Below are 17595 nucleotides of genomic sequence, written 5' to 3' on the forward strand. Positions count from 1 at the left end.
ATTTATTTTAAAAAATACTATTTTTCTTATTTATATTTTACGAATTAAAATAACTCGACATAAAAAAAACCGCCTTGAAATCATCAAGACGGCTTTCTATAAATAGTGTTTTTTTACGCTTCTTTAAAATTCAGCTTACTGTTTTTTCGGCTGAAGCCAAAGTAAATCAGCAAGCCAATTAGCAACCAGGCCGTAAAATAAATCCAGTTCCACACACTTAGTTCTGCCATCATGTACAAACAACTCACTAGTCCTAATAACGGAATTAGAGATAAATTTTCAGCAAAAGACCAGAACGTAAGCCCAACTAAAACAATAAGGAAAATCCACATGGGGATTTTGTGTTTAAACAAGCTAAGACCACTTTCATATTTCAGCGCATTGTCTATTGGTAATCCTGCCACAACAGTGGCATATTTAGCATCCTCTTTCTGGTACTGACTCAATAAATTTTCTAAATCTAAATTCGCATCACTCGTTTTTTGCGCTCCAACGCTTACTAGATAATCATATACCTTTCTAGATTCATCTTTATTTAATGAAGTAATAATAGTAGTTGCATCGTTTACTTGGGTTTCATTAGTCAGGAAATCCATGGTCGATTTATTATTATAATTGAAAGCATAATACAAGCCCGCAGCCAACATAAAAGGAATAACGTATTTTGAATTTACATAAGGTGTTTTAAATTTTCCTCTTGGAATATCAGTTCTATTTTGTAATACCAAAACACCGGCACAAACCAAGACAAAAGCAAATAATGTCCCAATACTACACAAATCAGTAACCATAGTCAGGTTTAAAAACAAGGCAGGAACCGACACTACAAAACCAGTTACGATGGTGGCGTAGGACGGTGTTTTATACTTAGGATGCACTCTGGAGAAACGTTTTGGCAATAAACCATCACGACTCATACTCATCCAAATACGAGGTTGCCCCATTTGGAAAACCAACAAAACACTTGCCATCGCTATCACGGCGCTTACCGCAACAATACCAGACATCCATTTTAAATCTAATTTATGAAATACAAATGCTAAAGGATCACCCACATTTAACTCACTGTAATTAACCATTCCGGTTAACACTAAGGCAACAACAATGTATAAAATTGTACATATTATAATTGCCCACATCATCCCTCGTGGTAAATCACGCTGTGGATCCTTGCATTCCTCTGCAGTGGTGGAGATCGCATCAAAACCAATATAGGCAAAGAACACTGCTGAAACTCCTTTTAAAACTCCGCTCACACCATTAGGAGCAAATGGAGTCCAATTATCCGTATCAACATAAAACACCCCAACCGAGATTACAAGAAGGATAATACACAGCTTCACGACCACCATCATGTTACTCGCATTTCGTGATTCTTTCATTCCACGATATACTAAAGCCGTAATCAATATAATAATAAACAACGCAGGTAAATCGGCTACAAAGTGGAACGAACCTATTGTTGGCGCGGTTGTCCAAGCAGTATAAGATGCTTTTAAACCTTCTCCTAAATTTTCATATAATTTCCCGCCTTGCATCAAAGCAGTAGCATCTTTGTATCCATTTGAGGCAGTCAGGTAATCCATTTGAACCCATTGGGGCAAGTGAATGCCACCACTCTCTAGTAGTCCTGTAAAATAATCACTCCAAGATATGGCAACCGTAATATTCCCAATGGCATACTCCATGATTAATGCCCAACCGATAATCCAAGCGATCAGTTCGCCAAACGCAACATAGGAATACGTATACGCACTTCCGGAAACAGGAACCATAGAAGCAAATTCTGCATAAGCAAAGGCAGCAAAACTACAGGCAAGAGCCGTAAATAAAAAAAGGAAAATCACTGCAGGACCTCCATCAGAGCTCGCTTTACCAATGGTGCTAAAAATCCCAGCACCCACTATGGCGGCAATACCAAAAGCAGTTAAATCTCTTGCCGTTAAATGTCTACCCAGCGCTTCATGGCCGTCAGCTTCATTTTTTTCAATCTGTTTTAAGATATCCTGTACGGTCTTCTTACGAAATAAACTAGAAAATGCCATGCGTTACATTTTTACATTAAAAATTAATATTCTGTAAATATCATCCCATTATTGTAGTAATAATGTAGGTTTTATTTAAAAACCAAATGTATAAAACAATTTCAATTTCCAATGTTAAGAGCCTTATTATTTATTAAATTAGAATAAAAAGTCAATTTTTTAATTTTATTCTAATTTAAAAGTCAAACCTGCAATTAAGAATGAAGATAAAAATTAAAAAAAATACAACAGCAATTCCGTCTTCAAAACAAGCTTTTATAAAAGCATCAACTCAGCTCATTTGAAAGTCAAAACAACTACTTATTTCAGGAAATTTTTCAAAATACTTACTGGATGCTGTGCTTTTCTATTAGTGCCATCAAAAATTTGGTGACGGCAACTAGTACCCGCAGCGGCAATGGCAGTTGAGAGTGCCGTATTTCTAATTTTCGGAAATAGAGTGTCCTCGCCCATCTGCATACTAATTTCATAATGTTCTTTTTCATAACCAAAAGAACCTGCCATGCCGCAGCAACCTGAATTATAAATCGAAACCGTACTATATTTAGGAACGTTCAACATGGCAAAAGTCGCCTCTATCGAACTTAAGGATTTTTGGTGGCAATGACCATGAATTTTGATTTCTCGTACTTCATCAGAAAATTGCTCCGAATGAATTTTTCCTGCCGCGATTTCTTTTTTGAAAAACTCTTCAATTGTCAAGCAGTTTTTGGCTAATTTTTTGGCGGAATCGGGTTCATCAGCCAGACGTATGTATTCATCTCTAAAAGTCAATATTGCTGATGGTTCGATCCCTATCAACGGAGTTTCAGCAGATACAATTCCTTTAAAAATATTCACGTTTTTAGTAGCAATAGCTTTGGCTTCTTCCAGAAAACCTTTGGATATATAGGCTCTTCCACTTTCTTCATGATCTACAACAACAACTTCGTAGCCCAATTTAGAGAGTAATTCAAAAGCATCAATCCCCACCGAAACATCATAATAATTGGTAAATTCATCACAAAACAGAAATACTTTTCCGTTTTTAAAAGAACTCGCTTCCTTCTTTAATTTATTACTTCCGATCCATTTCTTGAAAGTTTTTGGCGCTAATAGTGGCACTTCTCTTTTTGAAGCAACGCCCATTCCTTTTTTTACCAAAGGTTGATTGACCATAAAATTAGTCAATGCCGGAAAAAAACTTCCTAGTTTATTGAGTTTGGCATTATTAGCAAAAATCTTATTTCGAAGTGAAAAACCATTTGCCTTTTGGTATTGGTATAAAAATTCTGCTTTAAGCGCACCCACATCTACGTTAGACGGACATTCGCTAGCACAAGCTTTGCAACTAATACACAACTCAAAAACTTCGTATAATTCTTTGTGATCGAATTTATTATCTTTTTCTGAATGAGTCAAATATTCACGTAAGGCATTGGCGCGAGCACGAGTAGTATCCTTCTCGTTTCGCGTGGCTCGATAACTCGGGCACATAGTTCCTCCTGCCGAGGGTAATTTCCGACAATCACCAGAACCATTGCATTTTTCGGCAGCACGTAAAATGCCCATACTATCTGAAAAATCTTGAATGGTTTTGATATTAGGTTCGTCTCTCCCAGTTTCGAAACGGAGATTCTCATCCATTTTTAACGCATTGACAATTTTTCCCATGTTCAAAACTGAATTCGGATCGAAAGCTAATTTGACGCGTTTTAATAACTCGTAGTTTTTTTCGCCAATCATAAAAGGCAAAAATTCCCCACGTACAATTCCATCACCGTGTTCTCCACTTAATGAACCGCGGTATTTCTTTACTAACTGCGCCACTTCGGTAGCAATATTTCTAAATTGGTAAACGCCTTCTTTTGTTTTTAAATTCAAAACTGGACGCAAATGCAGTTCTCCAGCGCCGGCATGAGCATAATAAATCGCTTCTTGGCCATGGCGTTTCATCATCGCCGAAAAGTCAGCGATATAATTAGGTAAATCACTCAATTCAACAGCGGTATCTTCAATAGAGTCGGCTGCTTTTTCATCACCTACAATGCTTCCTAAAAGTCCGAGACCTGCTTTTCTAAGTTCGTTTACTTTCTCGATATCAGCACCGTATAATTTTGGCGAAGCATAACCAAAATGGTTCTCTTCTAAGTCTTTGATTAAAGCATCGGCTTGCATTTCGGCATCTTCCATACTCGTATGCGAAGCGACTTCAAACATCATTATCGCTTTGGGTTCCCCCTGAATAAAAAACCTGTTTTTACTTTGCTCTTTGTTTGTTTTAGTACAATTAAGAATCGTATCATCAATCATTTCACAGGTGTACAAATGATGCTTCATTGCTACCAAAACTGCCTCTAAACTCTCTTGAACACTGGTAAAATGTGTTACCACCATCACATTATTTGTAGGAGGCAATAGATCTACTTTTAAAGTGACCTCTGTAGTAAAAGCCAAGGTTCCTTCGCTTCCACAAAGCAATTTCCCCACATTTATTGTAGGTTGGCTTCCGCCAAAAAGATCAGAATGCAATAGAATATCTACTGCATATCCTGTATTTCGCCTATGAATTTCTGGTTTCGGGAATTCTTTTACAATTTCTTTTTGTGTCGCCTCATTTGATAATTCGGCATAAAGGCTGTTGTAGATGTTGCTTTCTAGAGAATCACCTTTTGTTTTTTTGATAAATTCAGCCGAAGTCAATTCGCCAAAAACAACTTGCGAGCCATCGCTTAAAATAGCTTTTATCTCCACAATTTTATCTCTGGTAACTCCGTAGCGTATCGATGTCGTTCCCGATGAATTATTCCCTACCATCCCTCCTATCATACATCGATTAGACGTAGAAGTATTAGGTCCAAAAAATAATCCGTGCGGTTTTAAATATAAATTCAGTTCATCCCTGATTACACCTGGCTGAACGGTAACCGTTTTATTTGCTGCATCGAATGAAACAATCTTCGTGAAATATTTAGAAATATCAACAATAATTCCGCTACCAACGGTTTGCCCTGCCAGAGAGGTTCCCGCAGTTCTTGGTGTTAGGAAAATCTGGTTTTCTTTGGCAAAATGGATCAGTTTTATAATATCCGCTTCATTTTTAGGTAAGGCTGCCGCCAAAGGCAATATTCTATACGCTGAAGCATCAGTTGCATAGAGTGTTTTATGAAGTTCATCGTATAAAAGTGTTCCTTCTAAGGATGTAGCTAATTCTTTTAATTGAGATAAGTTAGGCATTGGTAGAATGTATTGCTTTTGTTTTCACAAATATAAAGATATAGCAATCTATAATTTAAAGAATAGAACAAGAAAAAAGTAAAATTAATTAATTCTTCCCTTTTCAAAATTAACCGTAATGCAAAGTGGTTACTTAATTATTTGGCAAAGAAATTGCAGGAATAGAGTGAACTAAATTTTAAACCACTTTTTTCTCAAAAACTACACTAAAAAAACTATTTTTGAATCCTATAAAAACATTCCCATAATGAATCCTTACAAACACTTATTTTTATTGCTTTCTTTTATTTTGTTGTCTCTTTCTAATGGAAATGCGCAGGAAAAAGTCAGTTATCCTAAAAACGAATTTAGAGCAGTTTGGATCGCCACAGTGGTAAATATCGACTGGCCAAAAAGTGGTTCGGATCCTATTGAGAAACAAAAAGCGGATTATCTTGAAATTTTAGATACCTATAAAAAATTAAATTATAATGCTGTAATTGTCCAAATTAGAAGCGTAGGTGATGCTTTTTATCCTTCGAAACTAGCGCCTTGGTCTAAATATTTGACTGGAAAAGAAGGACAGGCACCTAATCCTTATTATGACCCATTAGAATGGATGATTACGGAAGCTCATAACCGTGGTTTTGAATTTCACGCTTGGTTGAACCCGTATCGCGCCACTATGGATTTAAGAACTGACATTCTAAGTCCGACGCATGATTTTTTCAAACATCCGGAATGGATGATTAAATATGGTGGAAAGTATTATTACGATCCCGCCTTGCCTGAAGTCCAAAATCATTTAATCGCAGTAGTTGATGAAGTAGTTAAAAACTATGATATCGATGCGATACATTTTGACGATTATTTCTATCCTTACAAAATAGCAGGGGAAAACTTTAATGACGCTGCTTCCTTCAAAAAATATGGTGAAGGAATGAGCTTAGCCGACTGGAGACGTTTGAACGTGAATAATTTTGTGAAATACTGTTCCTTTTCTATCAAAACGATTAAACCTTGGGTTCAATTTGGGATTAGCCCCTTTGGCGTTTGGCGTAATAAATCTGTAGATCCAAGAGGTTCCGACACGAATTCCGGACAAACGAATTATGACGACTTGTTTGCGGATCCATTAGCATGGATGGAAAACTGCTGGATTGACTACCTGCTTCCGCAATTGTACTGGAGTATCGACCATAAAACGGCTTCTTATGCAAAATTGATCAAATGGTGGTCAGAAAACTCAACAAATGTAGCTATTTACATGGGGAACGGAAGTTATAAAATCAATACTGATTCCGATAAAAAATGGAATATCCCAAGTGAGATTCCTGATCAGATTGATTTGACTAGAACTTATAAAAACATTGGAGGAAATGCTTTTTTCAGTGCCAAATCATTTGTGAACAGAAACAAAGCTGTAACCGATTTGCTTTTGCAAAATCAATACAAATACCCTGCACTTCCCTATGTTGTTCCTAATTCGAGAAGAACAGATATCGAGATGCCTACGGTTTCTAATATTACAACTAACAAATTGATTTCGACTGTCACACTGAACTATCCGTTGCTAAGCAAAATACGTTACGTAATGGTATATGGCGCCAAGGACAGTTCTAAACTTGACGTCAATAATCCAAGCCAAATTATTGATAAAATTGCTTTCAAGGAAAGAAAAGATAGCATCAGCATCAATATCCAGAAAAGCCTTTTAGAAAAAAATAATATTTGTGCTCTCTCTTTCATTGACTATTACGGTAATGAAAGTCAGGCCATTCTTTTAAATAAAACGACAGAAACCGAAACACCCCAAAGTCCTATAATTAATGAAAACAGACAATAGACCCTGGTATTGGATACCTATATTAAACTTTGCCTCGGGCTTGCCTTACGCTATTATTATCTCGGTTTCGGTTATTATGTACAAAAACCTGGGAATTGATAATGAAGACATCGGGATATATACGAGTCTGTTGTATCTCCCTTGGGTTATAAAACCGTTATGGAGCCCATTCATTGATATGTACGCGACCAAAAGAAAGTGGTTTTTAGCCATGCAATTAGTAATTTCTATTGCCTTTCTAATTGTGGGATTAACCATTCCCATGAATAATTTCTTTGTGATCAGTCTCGCCATTTTTTGGGTAGCTGCTTTTGCATCTGCTTCGAACGATGTTGCTAGTGACGGTTTCTATATGTTAGCTTTAGAGAAAGAACAACAATCTTTTTTCCTTGGAATCCGCAGCACATTCTATCGCCTTTCCATGCTTACTGGAAATGGTTTGATTGTAATAATTGGCGGTTATCTCGAACAAGAATATGGCGACAAACAAAAAGCGTGGTCTTATACAATGATTATTGTTGGTTTTATTATGGCTGCATTAACCATTTACAATTATTTTTCTACGCCAAGAACTGAAGTAACGACAGCTAAAGACGAGAAATCGTTAGAACCAAAAGTAAGTTTTGGAGCCGTCTTCGCTAGTTTTTTTCAAAAAAAACAAATTGGCTTTGTACTGGCATTTATACTATTATTCCGCTTGGGCGAATCACAATTATTGAAAATGTTGACTCCTTTTCTAATTGACGACAAAGGTGTTGGCGGAATGGGACTCACCACGCAAGATGTGGGGATTATCTATGGAACTTTCGGAGTGATTGCCTTGACTGTAGGTGGAATCATTGGCGGAATTGCAATATCAAAAGACGGTCTTGGTAAATGGATGTTGCCTATGATTCTAGCGATGCACTTACCTATTATTGGATTTGTATTATTAGCGCATTTTCATCCAGCCTCTATTTATTATATTTATGCTACTGTGATTGCAGAGCAATTTGGTTACGGTTTTGGCTTTGCCGCTTTTATGATGTATTTGATTTATGTAGCTGATGGCGAGTCGAAAACCTCGCATTACTCGATTTCTACTGGATTTATGGCACTAGGAATGATGCTTCCCGGAATGGCAAGCGGATTTATCCAAGAATATTTGGGCTACGGGAACTTTTTTATTTGGGTATTTCTAGCCACGATTCCCGGATTGATTCTGTCAAGATTCTTGATTTTTCCATATGACTTTGGAAAGAAATCGGAGGAGAAATAGCAAAACTATTTTCGATAGCCACTAATTCACTAATTTATTTTTGAATTTGAGAGTTCGCAGTTAATATCGAAGCATATAAATGATTTAAAATCTGCAAAATTGATTAACAATCTTTACTGTTTTTAATCTGTGAATTTGTGGCAAAATAATCAGTAGGAAATAATTTTTATCAAAATGACATTAGAACAAAAAATAGGGCAATTCTTTTTTCCAGCCGTCTTTATAAATGACACCGAAGAAAACATTCAAGCAACTGAAGAACTAATAAGAAAACACAACATTGGTGGTCTTACTTTTTTTCACAGTAGAGCTAGTGCTGCCACTAATTATGAAACTAAGAACAAAATTGTGTTTAATGACGACAGTTACCAGCGACTTACAGCTTTAATTGTACGGTATCAAAAGTGTGCTACTACTCCATTATTGATGAGTATCGACGCCGAATGGGGATTAGCGATGCGCGTCGAAAAAACACCACAATATCCTTATGCCATAACATTAGGCGCTTTGCCAATGAGTGAATCCCATTTAGTCTATGAAGTAGGAAAACAAATAGGGCTTGACTTAAAATCAGCGGGGCTTCATTATAATTTAGCGCCCTTAGCTGATATCAACAACAACCCTAATAATCCAGTGATTGGATACCGTTCCTTTGGTGAAAACAAAGAAAAAGTAGCTCAATTTGCGTTGGAATACTTGCGCGGAATGAATGACGTAGGCGTTTTAGGCTGCCTGAAACATTTTCCCGGACATGGCAATACCAATGTAGATTCTCATTTAGGCTTACCTGTGTTAGAAGAAACATTAGCACAATTACTTGAAAATGAATTATATCCTTTTATAAAGGGAATCGAAAGTGATGTTGACTCGATTATGATAGGACATTTGGCTGTTCCTGCTTTGAATAACGGTGCAAATACTTCGGCTACTTTGTCCAAATCAGTGATTGAGACGCTTTTGCGAAAGCAATTAAAATACGATGGACTGGTGATCTCGGACGCGTTGAACATGCATAGCGTTTCTATGCTTTACGAAACAAAAGGCCAACTGGAATGGGAAGCTTTTAATGCGGGAAATGATGTGTTGTGCTTTGCCGAAAATGTACCTGAAGGCATTCAGGAAATACTAAAAAATGCAACTCCGCAGCGCATTGAAGAAAGTTTCAACCGATTAATGAAGTGCAAGGAGAAGGCAGGATTATTCGAAGAAGAAAAAGAAACAACCACTGAATTAGATTTTGCAACAGCTTCCATTTTGAACCGGAAAATAGCTCAAAATTGTATTACAACCATAAAAGACAACGAAAACACGGCGGTTGTTACTGATGCAGCAAAAAAAGGAACATTAGCAAAACTGAGTGTTTATAAAAATACCGAAAACACTTTTTTCAAAACACTTGCTCCTTCCCTATCTGCAAAAGAATTTTCTGTAGAGATGAATACTAAAAATAGCATTGAAGGAATAATAAATAGTCTAACGGATTATGATACTTTACTTATTGCTCTTTTTGTTCCAAAGGCAAAACCAATGAATAATTTTGACATCGAAGAAACTGTTTTGGAATTACTAAAAAAATTATTTTTATCAAAAAAATGTATTTTATATGTATTTGGCAATCCTTATGCTTTACAACTTCTACCAGACTTGCAATCCATAAGCGGTCTTGTTCAAGTATATCAAGATTTCGACGAATTTCAAGAAGCTGCCGCACAGCAACTACTTGGAAACACATCCACTCAAGGAACTATACCCGTGACCATTAGCAACTTGTACTTAGTTTAAAAATTAGAAAGCACTACTTTTAGAAAAAAGTACTTTATCTCAGTCATTTTAAATAAAATTAAAATCAATTTCCAAAAATAAAAACCAGATTATACCCGTTTTTAGCAAATAAATTACATCTAAATAAATAGAAAAATAGGCGTTTTTACAAAATCTGTTTAGGCTGTTAGGATCTTTTTTATCTATATTGCAAACTCAAACGCTATAGAATGGACACAAAAATTCACAGAAATAAAGAATTATCAATTGGGGAAGCTTTAATTCCTGTTGCTGCACTTATAGTAATGCTCGGTTTTAACGTATATGTTTATGGAGACGAAGCTTTGAGTGGCAGTAATCAATTTGTGCTATTATTAGGTGCTGCTGTTGCCGCTATTGTTGGCTTTTTCAATAAAGTTACGTATCAAAAAATGATGGAAGAAGTGGCTGAAAATATAAAGTCTACTGTTGGCGCCATTCTAATATTACTTATGGTTGGTGCTCTCGCCGGTACCTGGTTAATCAGCGGAATTATCCCTTCGATGATCTATTACGGTTTACAAATTCTAAGTCCCGCCATCTTTTTGCCGGCTACACTAATTATATGTTCCATCATTTCTATTGCGACAGGAAGTTCCTGGACAACGAGTGCTACTGTTGGTATTGCATTAATAGGGGTTGGTGGCGCTTTGGGTTTTGATTTAGGTATGGTTGCCGGTGCAGTCATTTCCGGTGCGTATTTTGGAGATAAATTATCTCCGATGTCAGACACGACCAATCTTGCTCCTGCAATGGCCGGAACTGATTTGTTTACCCACATCAGATATATGACCTTAACGACCATTCCAACCTACATTATCACATTAATCTTATTCATTATCTTAGGATTATCGGTTGATATAAAAGGTGATGTTAATATTTCCTCGTTACTAACCGATATTGAAGCTTCTTTTACGATTTCACCTTGGCTGTTTGTGGTACCTGCAATCGTAATTGGCTTAATTATCAAAAAAACAGAACCTTTAGTTGCATTATTAGTTGGAACCTTATTAGCGGGAATCTTCGCTATAGTCTTTCAACCCCATATCATCAATCAAATTGCTGGAGTCGAGTCAATGACTTTCCAATCTGCTTATAAAGGCGTTATGGATGCTATAACGGGTAAAATCGTTATTCCTACTAATAATAAAACTTTGGCAGATCTATTTACTTCGGGAGGGATGCAAAAAATGTTAGGAACGATTTGGTTGATTCTTTGCGCTATGGTTTTTGGAGGAATTATGGATGCAATTGGTGCTTTAGCCAGAATAAGTCATGCACTATTAAAATTAGCTCATACCACTTTCGGACTATTCGCTTCTACTGTTGGAAGCTGTTTGGCCTTAAACATTACAGCTTCTGATCAATATTTAGCTATTGTCGTTCCAGGTAAAATGTTTGCTAAAGCTTATAAAAACAAAGGTCTTGCGCCAGAAAATTTGAGTAGAACACTCGAAGATGCAGGAACGGTCACTTCTGTATTAATTCCTTGGAATACTTGCGGAGCTTATCAATCTGGTACACTAGGTGTATCCACCTTAGACTACTTGCCATATGCCTTCTTTAATATATTGAGTCCGTTTATGACTTTAATCTTTGCGGCATTCAATATCAAAATTAGACAATTGGTAACTGATGTGAAAAATTAATTAAAAAGACTACTAACCGCACATATATTCCTAATGCCATGACTATCTTACAGTTGTAGCATTGTTTTTTACGTTAATAGTATAAACCTATAGGTCTATCAAAATATATAATTAAAATTGATTGTTTGAACATGCCCTTATTCCCTACTTTTGCTACAATATTAATTAATAATAAAACATATAATTATGTCATTAGTAGGTAAAAAATTCCCAAGTATTGCAGTTGACGCTATCTCAGAAATGGGTGACAATTTGAAAATCAACATTTTCGAAGAAGCTACAAAAAACAATAAAAAAGTAATTTTATTTTGGTACCCAAAAGATTTTACATTTGTATGCCCAACGGAACTTCACGCTTTTCAAGCAGCTTTACAAGAATTTGAAAAAAGAAATACAATAGTAATTGGTGCTTCTTGCGATACAAATGAAGTACATTTTGCTTGGTTAAACACTCCAAAAAACAACGGTGGAATCGAAGGTGTTACGTATCCAATTCTTGCAGACACTAACAGAAACTTATCTAACATATTAGGTATTCTTGATATTGACTCTACTGAATACAGCGAAGAAACTGACTCAGTAATAATTGAAGGATCAAACGTAACTTTTAGAGCTACTTACTTAATTGACGAAACCGGTAAAATCTTCCACGAAAGTGTAAACGATATGCCTCTTGGTCGTAACGTAAACGAGTATTTACGTATGGTTGATGCTTATACTCATATTCAAGAAAAAGGAGAAGTTTGTCCTGCAAACTGGGAAGCTGGAAAAGAAGCGATGAGCGCTGACAGAAAAAGTACTGCTGAATACTTAAGCTTAAACTAAGAATAAATCTCAAATTTTAAATTCCAAATCCCAACGGAGATTAATCAATTTCCTAAAGTAGGGATTTGGAATTTTTTAAAATGAAATTTCCCTTTAAAAAATCAATACAGTTTTTAACAATTTAAAGTTTCTAACGTAAGATTGGAATTTGGAATTTAAAAATTGGAATTTAAAAAGAAACGATATGTTAATAGATTTAAACGAAGATACATTACAGGATTTAATATCAAAAAACGAGAAAGTAGTCGTTCAATTTTCGGCATCTTGGTGTGGAAATTGTCGAATAATGAAACCAAAATTTAAAAAACTGGCTTCAGAAAACGATGCAATTACTTTTGTTCTTATTGATGCTGAAAACTCTCCTGAATCAAGAAAATTAGCCAACGTAAGCAACCTGCCTACTTTTGCTACTTTTGTAAACGGAGTATTGGTAAACGAAACACAAACCAACAAACAAGAAGTCCTAATCAATTTAGTACAGGAAATAGTATAATTAATTTAGCCTTTTCATTCCTAAATCAAAATTAAAAAATATGAAATTACCTGTAATAAAGCATTTGACTCAGTTTATAGAAGAAAATGATCAAGACTACATCATCGAAACTATCGACGTTCTAGAAGCGATGACTGAGATTCCTTCTTTGAAAGATGAAGAATTAGATGTTATCGGCGAATTAATTTCTAACATGTATGGCGCATTAGAAGTGCATAAAATGGTGAAAAATGGAACTGACAAAAAAGAGGCCTTAAACACTTTTATGAAACGAGTTTTAGGTTCTATCGATAAATAGAAGTCCTTCAAAGGGTTCAATCATACGAAAAACGCACTCAGAAATGGATGCGTTTTTTTCTTTTACGGTCTATTTATCAAAAAGACACTTGATTACAACCGTTTGTGCGATGTTCTAAAATCTTAATTCTTAAAACCTAATTCTTAAATAATTTTCATACTTTTGAACCACAACGAAAAACAAAAAACATGGCATCAATTACATTAGGAGGAAATCCAATACATACTTCAGGAGAATTACCAAAAGTGGGGACGCAACTAGCTGACTTTAAACTAATACAAAATGATCTTTCTGTAGCTTCACTAAGCGATTTCGCAGGAAAAAGATTGGTACTAAATATATTCCCTAGTATCGATACTGGGACTTGCGCCACTTCAGTAAGAAAATTCAACGCGAGTGCAGGGAAATTAGAAAACACTGCAGTATTATGTGTTTCTAGAGATTTACCTTTTGCTCAAAAACGTTTCTGTGGTGCTGAAGGACTTGAAAATGTAATTAACTTATCTGATTTTAATTCAGGAGATTTTGGTAAAAAAAATGGTCTCGAAATCCTTGACGGTCCATTGGCTGGCTTGCACTCAAGAGCGCTTATTGTGGTTGACACAGACGGCACTATTATCCATACAGAACAAGTTCCAGAAATTGCTAACGAACCTAATTACGAGGCTGCTTTAGCTGTACTATAATATTACTTTAATGGAATTTCAAAAAGACAATACCTTTGTTACAGGAAGACTGAAAAGTGTCGGTTATGCTGTAAAAGGCGCTATAAAGTTAATCACGACAGAACATAGTATAATGGTTCAGTTTTTCTTAGGGATTTTAGTTACCCTTGCTGGATTCTATTTTCACATTACTGCAACGGAATGGCTTTTCCAAACCTTGGCAATCGGCTTTGTGATGAGTATCGAAGGTCTGAATACGGCTGTAGAAAAAATCGCTGATTTTATTCATCCTAATTATCATGAAAGAATTGGTTTCATAAAAGACATTGCCGCTGGAGCTGTATTTTTTGCAGCTTTAACAGCAATAATTATCGGTTTAATCATATACGTGCCTCTAATTTTTTAAGCATTTGAACATACAATCAAGGATGGCGAAAACAACAAAAAAAGAACCTTTAGACAAAAAAAACAACTCAAAAGCTACAGAAAGAACACCGTGGGTATTGACAAAACAACACAAAATCGTGCTAGGAAGTCTTTTTATCCTATTTTCTGTTGCTTTACTAGTTGCTTTTATATCGTTTTACATTCATGGACAAGAAGATCAAAGTGCCGTATCTGAAATGACAGACCGCTCAGAGACAGTTCAAAATTGGTTAGGTAAATTTGGCGCTTTTTTGGCAGATTTAATTGTTTATAAAGGTTTTGGGCTTGCCTCCTTTCTATTTGTTCGATTATTTTTCTTAACCGGAATCTTTTTCATTCTTGGCATTTCATCTAAGAAACTGAAAGGAATCTGGTTCTGGGATTTATTTGCTATTATTATTTTATCAATTTTATTTGGATTTTTTGCTACTTCACTACCGGAATTAGGCGGAACTGTTGGCTATGAGTTGAATTTATTCCTGCAGGATTATATTGGAAAAACTGGAACCCTTTTAACCTTGATTTTTGGCCTAATCCTTTATGTTATATTTAAACTTAAGCTTTCTCCAGAAAGAATTCAATCCTTTTTCGAAAATACAAAAAAAGAAATCAAGTCGGATTTAGGTTCGAATACATCTGTCAATACAGGAAGTTCTTATAACTTGGAAGAGTTTGCTATCACGGAAGAAAAAGAATTTGAGGAAACAACACAAGCTTCAAAACCTTCACAGTTTGAAATCAACAAAGAAGCTTTAAAACCCACAATCAGTCATTCTTCAGAAATTAATCTCGACCCTGTTGCTAAACCTAAAGCTGTGGAAGAAACTCTGACCGATAAAAACGCTGTTGATGATTCATTCGTCATTGAAACTGCTCCCGAAGAAGATCTTATTGAAGAGAATCTAGCGTCAAGGCTAGTTTCAGATTTTGGTTTATTCGATCCTACTTTGGATTTATCCAACTATAAATACCCAACAATTGATCTTTTAAAAGAGTATTCAACTGGCGGAATTACAATCAACCAGCAAGAATTAGAAGAAAATAAAAACAGAATTGTAGATACGCTGCGCAACTATAAAATAGAAATTGCACAGATTAAAGCAACTGTTGGGCCTTCTGTCACTTTATATGAAATCGTTCCTGAAGCAGGAATTCGTATTTCAAAAATTAAAAATCTTGAAGATGATATTGCCTTATCACTTTCGGCATTAGGAATTCGTATCATTGCACCCATTCCTGGAAAAGGAACAATAGGTATCGAAGTTCCTAACAAAAATCCAACCATGGTTTCCATGAAAAGTGTAATTGGTTCGGCTAAGTTTCAGGAAGCTGAAATGGAGTTGCCTATTGCATTAGGTAAAACAATTTCTAACGAAACCTTCGTAGTCGATTTAGCAAAAATGCCTCACTTATTGATGGCAGGTGCTACAGGACAAGGAAAGTCTGTAGGTTTAAATGCTGTTCTTACTTCGTTACTTTACAAAAAACACCCTGCCGAAGTTAAATTTGTCTTGGTCGATCCTAAAAAAGTAGAGCTGACTCTTTTTAATAAAATTGAAAGACATTATTTAGCCAAGCTTCCGGATAGTGAAGATGCCATTCTTACAGACAATGCTAAAGTGGTCAATACCTTGAACTCTCTTTGCGTGGAAATGGATAATCGTTATTCGTTGTTGAAAGATGCGATGGTACGAAACATTAAAGAATACAATGATAAATTTAAGGCTAGAAAACTAAATCCTGAAAATGGACATCGCTTTTTACCCTACATTATATTAGTAGTGGATGAGTTTGCCGATTTAATAATGACCGCAGGAAAAGAAGTCGAAGTTCCCATTGCCCGTTTGGCTCAATTGGCTAGAGCGATAGGAATACACTTAATTATTGCAACTCAAAGACCATCGGTAAATGTAATTACAGGTTTAATCAAAGCCAACTTTCCTGCTAGAATCGCTTTTAGAGTAACATCAAAAATTGATTCAAGAACTATTTTGGATACTTCTGGAGCTGATCAATTGATTGGACGTGGTGATATGCTTTATACGAATGGCAATGATATTGTACGTATACAATGTGCTTTTATAGACACGCCCGAAGTAGAAAAAATAACCGATTTCATTGGTTCCCAAAAAGCATATGCAACAGCTTATTTACTTCCAGAGTTCGTAGGAGAAGATAGTGGCATCAATCTTGATGTAGATATTTCTGAAAGAGATACTTTGTTTAGAGAAGCTGCCGAAATTATTGTTAACGCACAACAAGGCTCAGCATCATTGTTACAAAGAAAACTAAAACTGGGCTACAACAGAGCCGGCCGACTAATCGATCAATTAGAAGCTGCTGGAATTGTAGGACCATTTGAAGGAAGTAAAGCACGTGGTGTAAACATCCTAGACATGAGTTCTCTTGATCAATTTTTTAACAATGAACAAAATAATTAATACCATGAAAAAATTTATTCTAATTACATTTATTCTCCTTTTTAGCTTTTCAACACAAGCACAAGACAAAAAAGCAAAAGCGCTTTTAGATCAAGTTACTGCGAGAGTGAGAAGTTATGACAACATTGTAATTGATTTTAAATATTCTTTAAATAATTCAAAAGAAAACATCAATCAAGATAGTAAGGGAAATGTAACGATGAAAAACAATCAATACGTTTTGAATTTCATGGGAATCACTAAAATATTCGATGGTAGAAAAACCTACACTATTGTACCGGAAGATGAAGAAATCACTATTTCGAGCTTTAATGAAAAAGACGATAGTGCCATTACACCTTCAAAAATGTTAACTTTTTTCAATAGTGGTTATAAATACTCGATGGATATACTACAAGATGTAAGAGGTCGAAAAATTCAATACATCAAACTAATTCCTACTAATGCAAGAGATCAGAGAAAAGAAATACTATTAGGTATTGATGTACAAACAAAACACATCTATAATTTGATAGAAATGGGTAAAAAAGGAACAAAAACCACATTAACCGTTAATTCTTTTAAAACCAATCAGCCTTTGTCAAAAAATCAATTTATCTTTGCCGAAAGTAAATATCCAAATTACTACATCAATAAATTAGATTAATTCTCTAG

The 17595-nt window shown here is 35.5% G+C and carries 13 protein-coding genes; 11 read left to right on the plus strand and 2 right to left on the minus strand.

Going from position 1 to position 17595, the window contains the following annotated elements; all coding sequences use genetic code 11:
* Positions 1–113: 113 nt before the first annotated feature.
* The gene (locus BMW63_RS06625; RefSeq protein ID WP_074722485.1) at positions 114–2045 is read right to left on the minus strand and encodes an amino acid permease; all 1932 of its coding nucleotides are present in this window, start codon (positions 2043–2045) and stop codon (positions 114–116) included.
* 300 nt (positions 2046–2345) lie between these two features.
* On the minus strand, positions 2346–5261 hold the full coding sequence (locus tag BMW63_RS06630) for an FAD-binding and (Fe-S)-binding domain-containing protein (protein ID WP_074722487.1): 2916 nt from the start codon (positions 5259–5261) through the stop codon (positions 2346–2348).
* 247 nt (positions 5262–5508) lie between these two features.
* On the opposite strand from BMW63_RS06630, the gene BMW63_RS06635 reads away from it, so the two are divergent.
* The 11 genes from BMW63_RS06635 (at position 5509) to BMW63_RS06685 (ending at position 17587) form a co-directional block, all read left to right on the plus strand.
* Entirely contained in the window at positions 5509–7086 is a 1578-nt protein-coding gene (locus BMW63_RS06635) for a glycoside hydrolase family 10-like protein (protein WP_074722489.1), read from the plus strand.
* Positions 7070–8344 carry an MFS transporter gene (locus BMW63_RS06640; RefSeq protein WP_074722491.1) on the plus strand — a complete coding sequence of 425 codons (1275 nt, stop codon included), beginning with the start codon at positions 7070–7072 and terminating at the stop codon, positions 8342–8344. The genes BMW63_RS06635 and BMW63_RS06640 overlap by 17 nt, the downstream gene beginning before the upstream one ends.
* A gap of 174 nt (positions 8345–8518) precedes the next feature.
* The gene (locus tag BMW63_RS06645; protein WP_175460267.1) at positions 8519–10126 is read left to right on the plus strand and encodes a glycoside hydrolase family 3 protein; all 1608 of its coding nucleotides are present in this window, start codon (positions 8519–8521) and stop codon (positions 10124–10126) included.
* A 209-nt stretch (positions 10127–10335) separates the two neighbouring features.
* On the plus strand, positions 10336–11793 hold the full coding sequence (gene nhaC / locus BMW63_RS06650) for a Na+/H+ antiporter NhaC (RefSeq protein ID WP_074722495.1): 1458 nt from the start codon (positions 10336–10338) through the stop codon (positions 11791–11793).
* A gap of 186 nt (positions 11794–11979) precedes the next feature.
* Positions 11980–12618, plus strand: a complete 639-nt coding sequence (locus BMW63_RS06655; RefSeq protein WP_074722497.1) for a peroxiredoxin — start codon at positions 11980–11982, stop codon at positions 12616–12618.
* Positions 12619–12802: 184 nt separating this feature from the next.
* Positions 12803–13111, plus strand: coding sequence for a thioredoxin family protein (locus BMW63_RS06660; RefSeq protein ID WP_074722705.1), 309 nt, complete (start codon positions 12803–12805; stop codon positions 13109–13111).
* Between the two features lie 40 nt (positions 13112–13151).
* Entirely contained in the window at positions 13152–13409 is a 258-nt protein-coding gene (locus tag BMW63_RS06665) for a DUF6952 family protein (protein WP_074722499.1), read from the plus strand.
* Between the two features lie 188 nt (positions 13410–13597).
* Positions 13598–14095, plus strand: a complete 498-nt coding sequence (gene tpx, locus BMW63_RS06670; RefSeq protein ID WP_074722501.1) for a thiol peroxidase — start codon at positions 13598–13600, stop codon at positions 14093–14095.
* A 10-nt stretch (positions 14096–14105) separates the two neighbouring features.
* Positions 14106–14480 carry a diacylglycerol kinase family protein gene (locus BMW63_RS06675; protein ID WP_074722503.1) on the plus strand — a complete coding sequence of 125 codons (375 nt, stop codon included), beginning with the start codon at positions 14106–14108 and terminating at the stop codon, positions 14478–14480.
* A 22-nt stretch (positions 14481–14502) separates the two neighbouring features.
* The gene (locus BMW63_RS06680) at positions 14503–16941 is read left to right on the plus strand and encodes a DNA translocase FtsK (RefSeq protein WP_074722505.1); all 2439 of its coding nucleotides are present in this window, start codon (positions 14503–14505) and stop codon (positions 16939–16941) included.
* Between the two features lie 4 nt (positions 16942–16945).
* A complete protein-coding gene (locus BMW63_RS06685; protein ID WP_139174206.1) occupies positions 16946–17587 on the plus strand; it encodes an outer membrane lipoprotein periplasmic chaperone LolA1 in 642 nt (213 codons plus the stop codon).
* Positions 17588–17595: the final 8 nt, after the last annotated feature.

It is taken from the genome of Flavobacterium frigoris, assembly GCF_900111075.1.
GTDB classification, from domain to species: domain Bacteria; phylum Bacteroidota; class Bacteroidia; order Flavobacteriales; family Flavobacteriaceae; genus Flavobacterium; species Flavobacterium frigoris.

Excerpts from the sequence above, each read along its gene's own strand:
- BMW63_RS06680 (WP_074722505.1), top strand. The coding sequence starts at position 14,503 with ATGGCGAAAACAACAAAAAAAGAACCTTTAGACAAAAAAAACAACTCA.
- BMW63_RS06635 (WP_074722489.1), top strand. The coding sequence starts at position 5,509 with ATGAATCCTTACAAACACTTATTTTTATTGCTTTCTTTTATTTTGTTG.
- BMW63_RS06630 (WP_074722487.1), bottom strand. The coding sequence starts at position 5,261 with ATGCCTAACTTATCTCAATTAAAAGAATTAGCTACATCCTTAGAAGGA.
- BMW63_RS06665 (WP_074722499.1), top strand. The coding sequence starts at position 13,152 with ATGAAATTACCTGTAATAAAGCATTTGACTCAGTTTATAGAAGAAAAT.
- BMW63_RS06685 (WP_139174206.1), top strand. The coding sequence starts at position 16,946 with ATGAAAAAATTTATTCTAATTACATTTATTCTCCTTTTTAGCTTTTCA.
- BMW63_RS06675 (WP_074722503.1), top strand. The coding sequence starts at position 14,106 with ATGGAATTTCAAAAAGACAATACCTTTGTTACAGGAAGACTGAAAAGT.
- BMW63_RS06640 (WP_074722491.1), top strand. The coding sequence starts at position 7,070 with ATGAAAACAGACAATAGACCCTGGTATTGGATACCTATATTAAACTTT.
- tpx (WP_074722501.1), top strand. The coding sequence starts at position 13,598 with ATGGCATCAATTACATTAGGAGGAAATCCAATACATACTTCAGGAGAA.
- BMW63_RS06655 (WP_074722497.1), top strand. The coding sequence starts at position 11,980 with ATGTCATTAGTAGGTAAAAAATTCCCAAGTATTGCAGTTGACGCTATC.
- BMW63_RS06645 (WP_175460267.1), top strand. The coding sequence starts at position 8,519 with ATGACATTAGAACAAAAAATAGGGCAATTCTTTTTTCCAGCCGTCTTT.
- nhaC (WP_074722495.1), top strand. The coding sequence starts at position 10,336 with ATGGACACAAAAATTCACAGAAATAAAGAATTATCAATTGGGGAAGCT.
- BMW63_RS06660 (WP_074722705.1), top strand. The coding sequence starts at position 12,803 with ATGTTAATAGATTTAAACGAAGATACATTACAGGATTTAATATCAAAA.
- BMW63_RS06625 (WP_074722485.1), bottom strand. The coding sequence starts at position 2,045 with ATGGCATTTTCTAGTTTATTTCGTAAGAAGACCGTACAGGATATCTTA.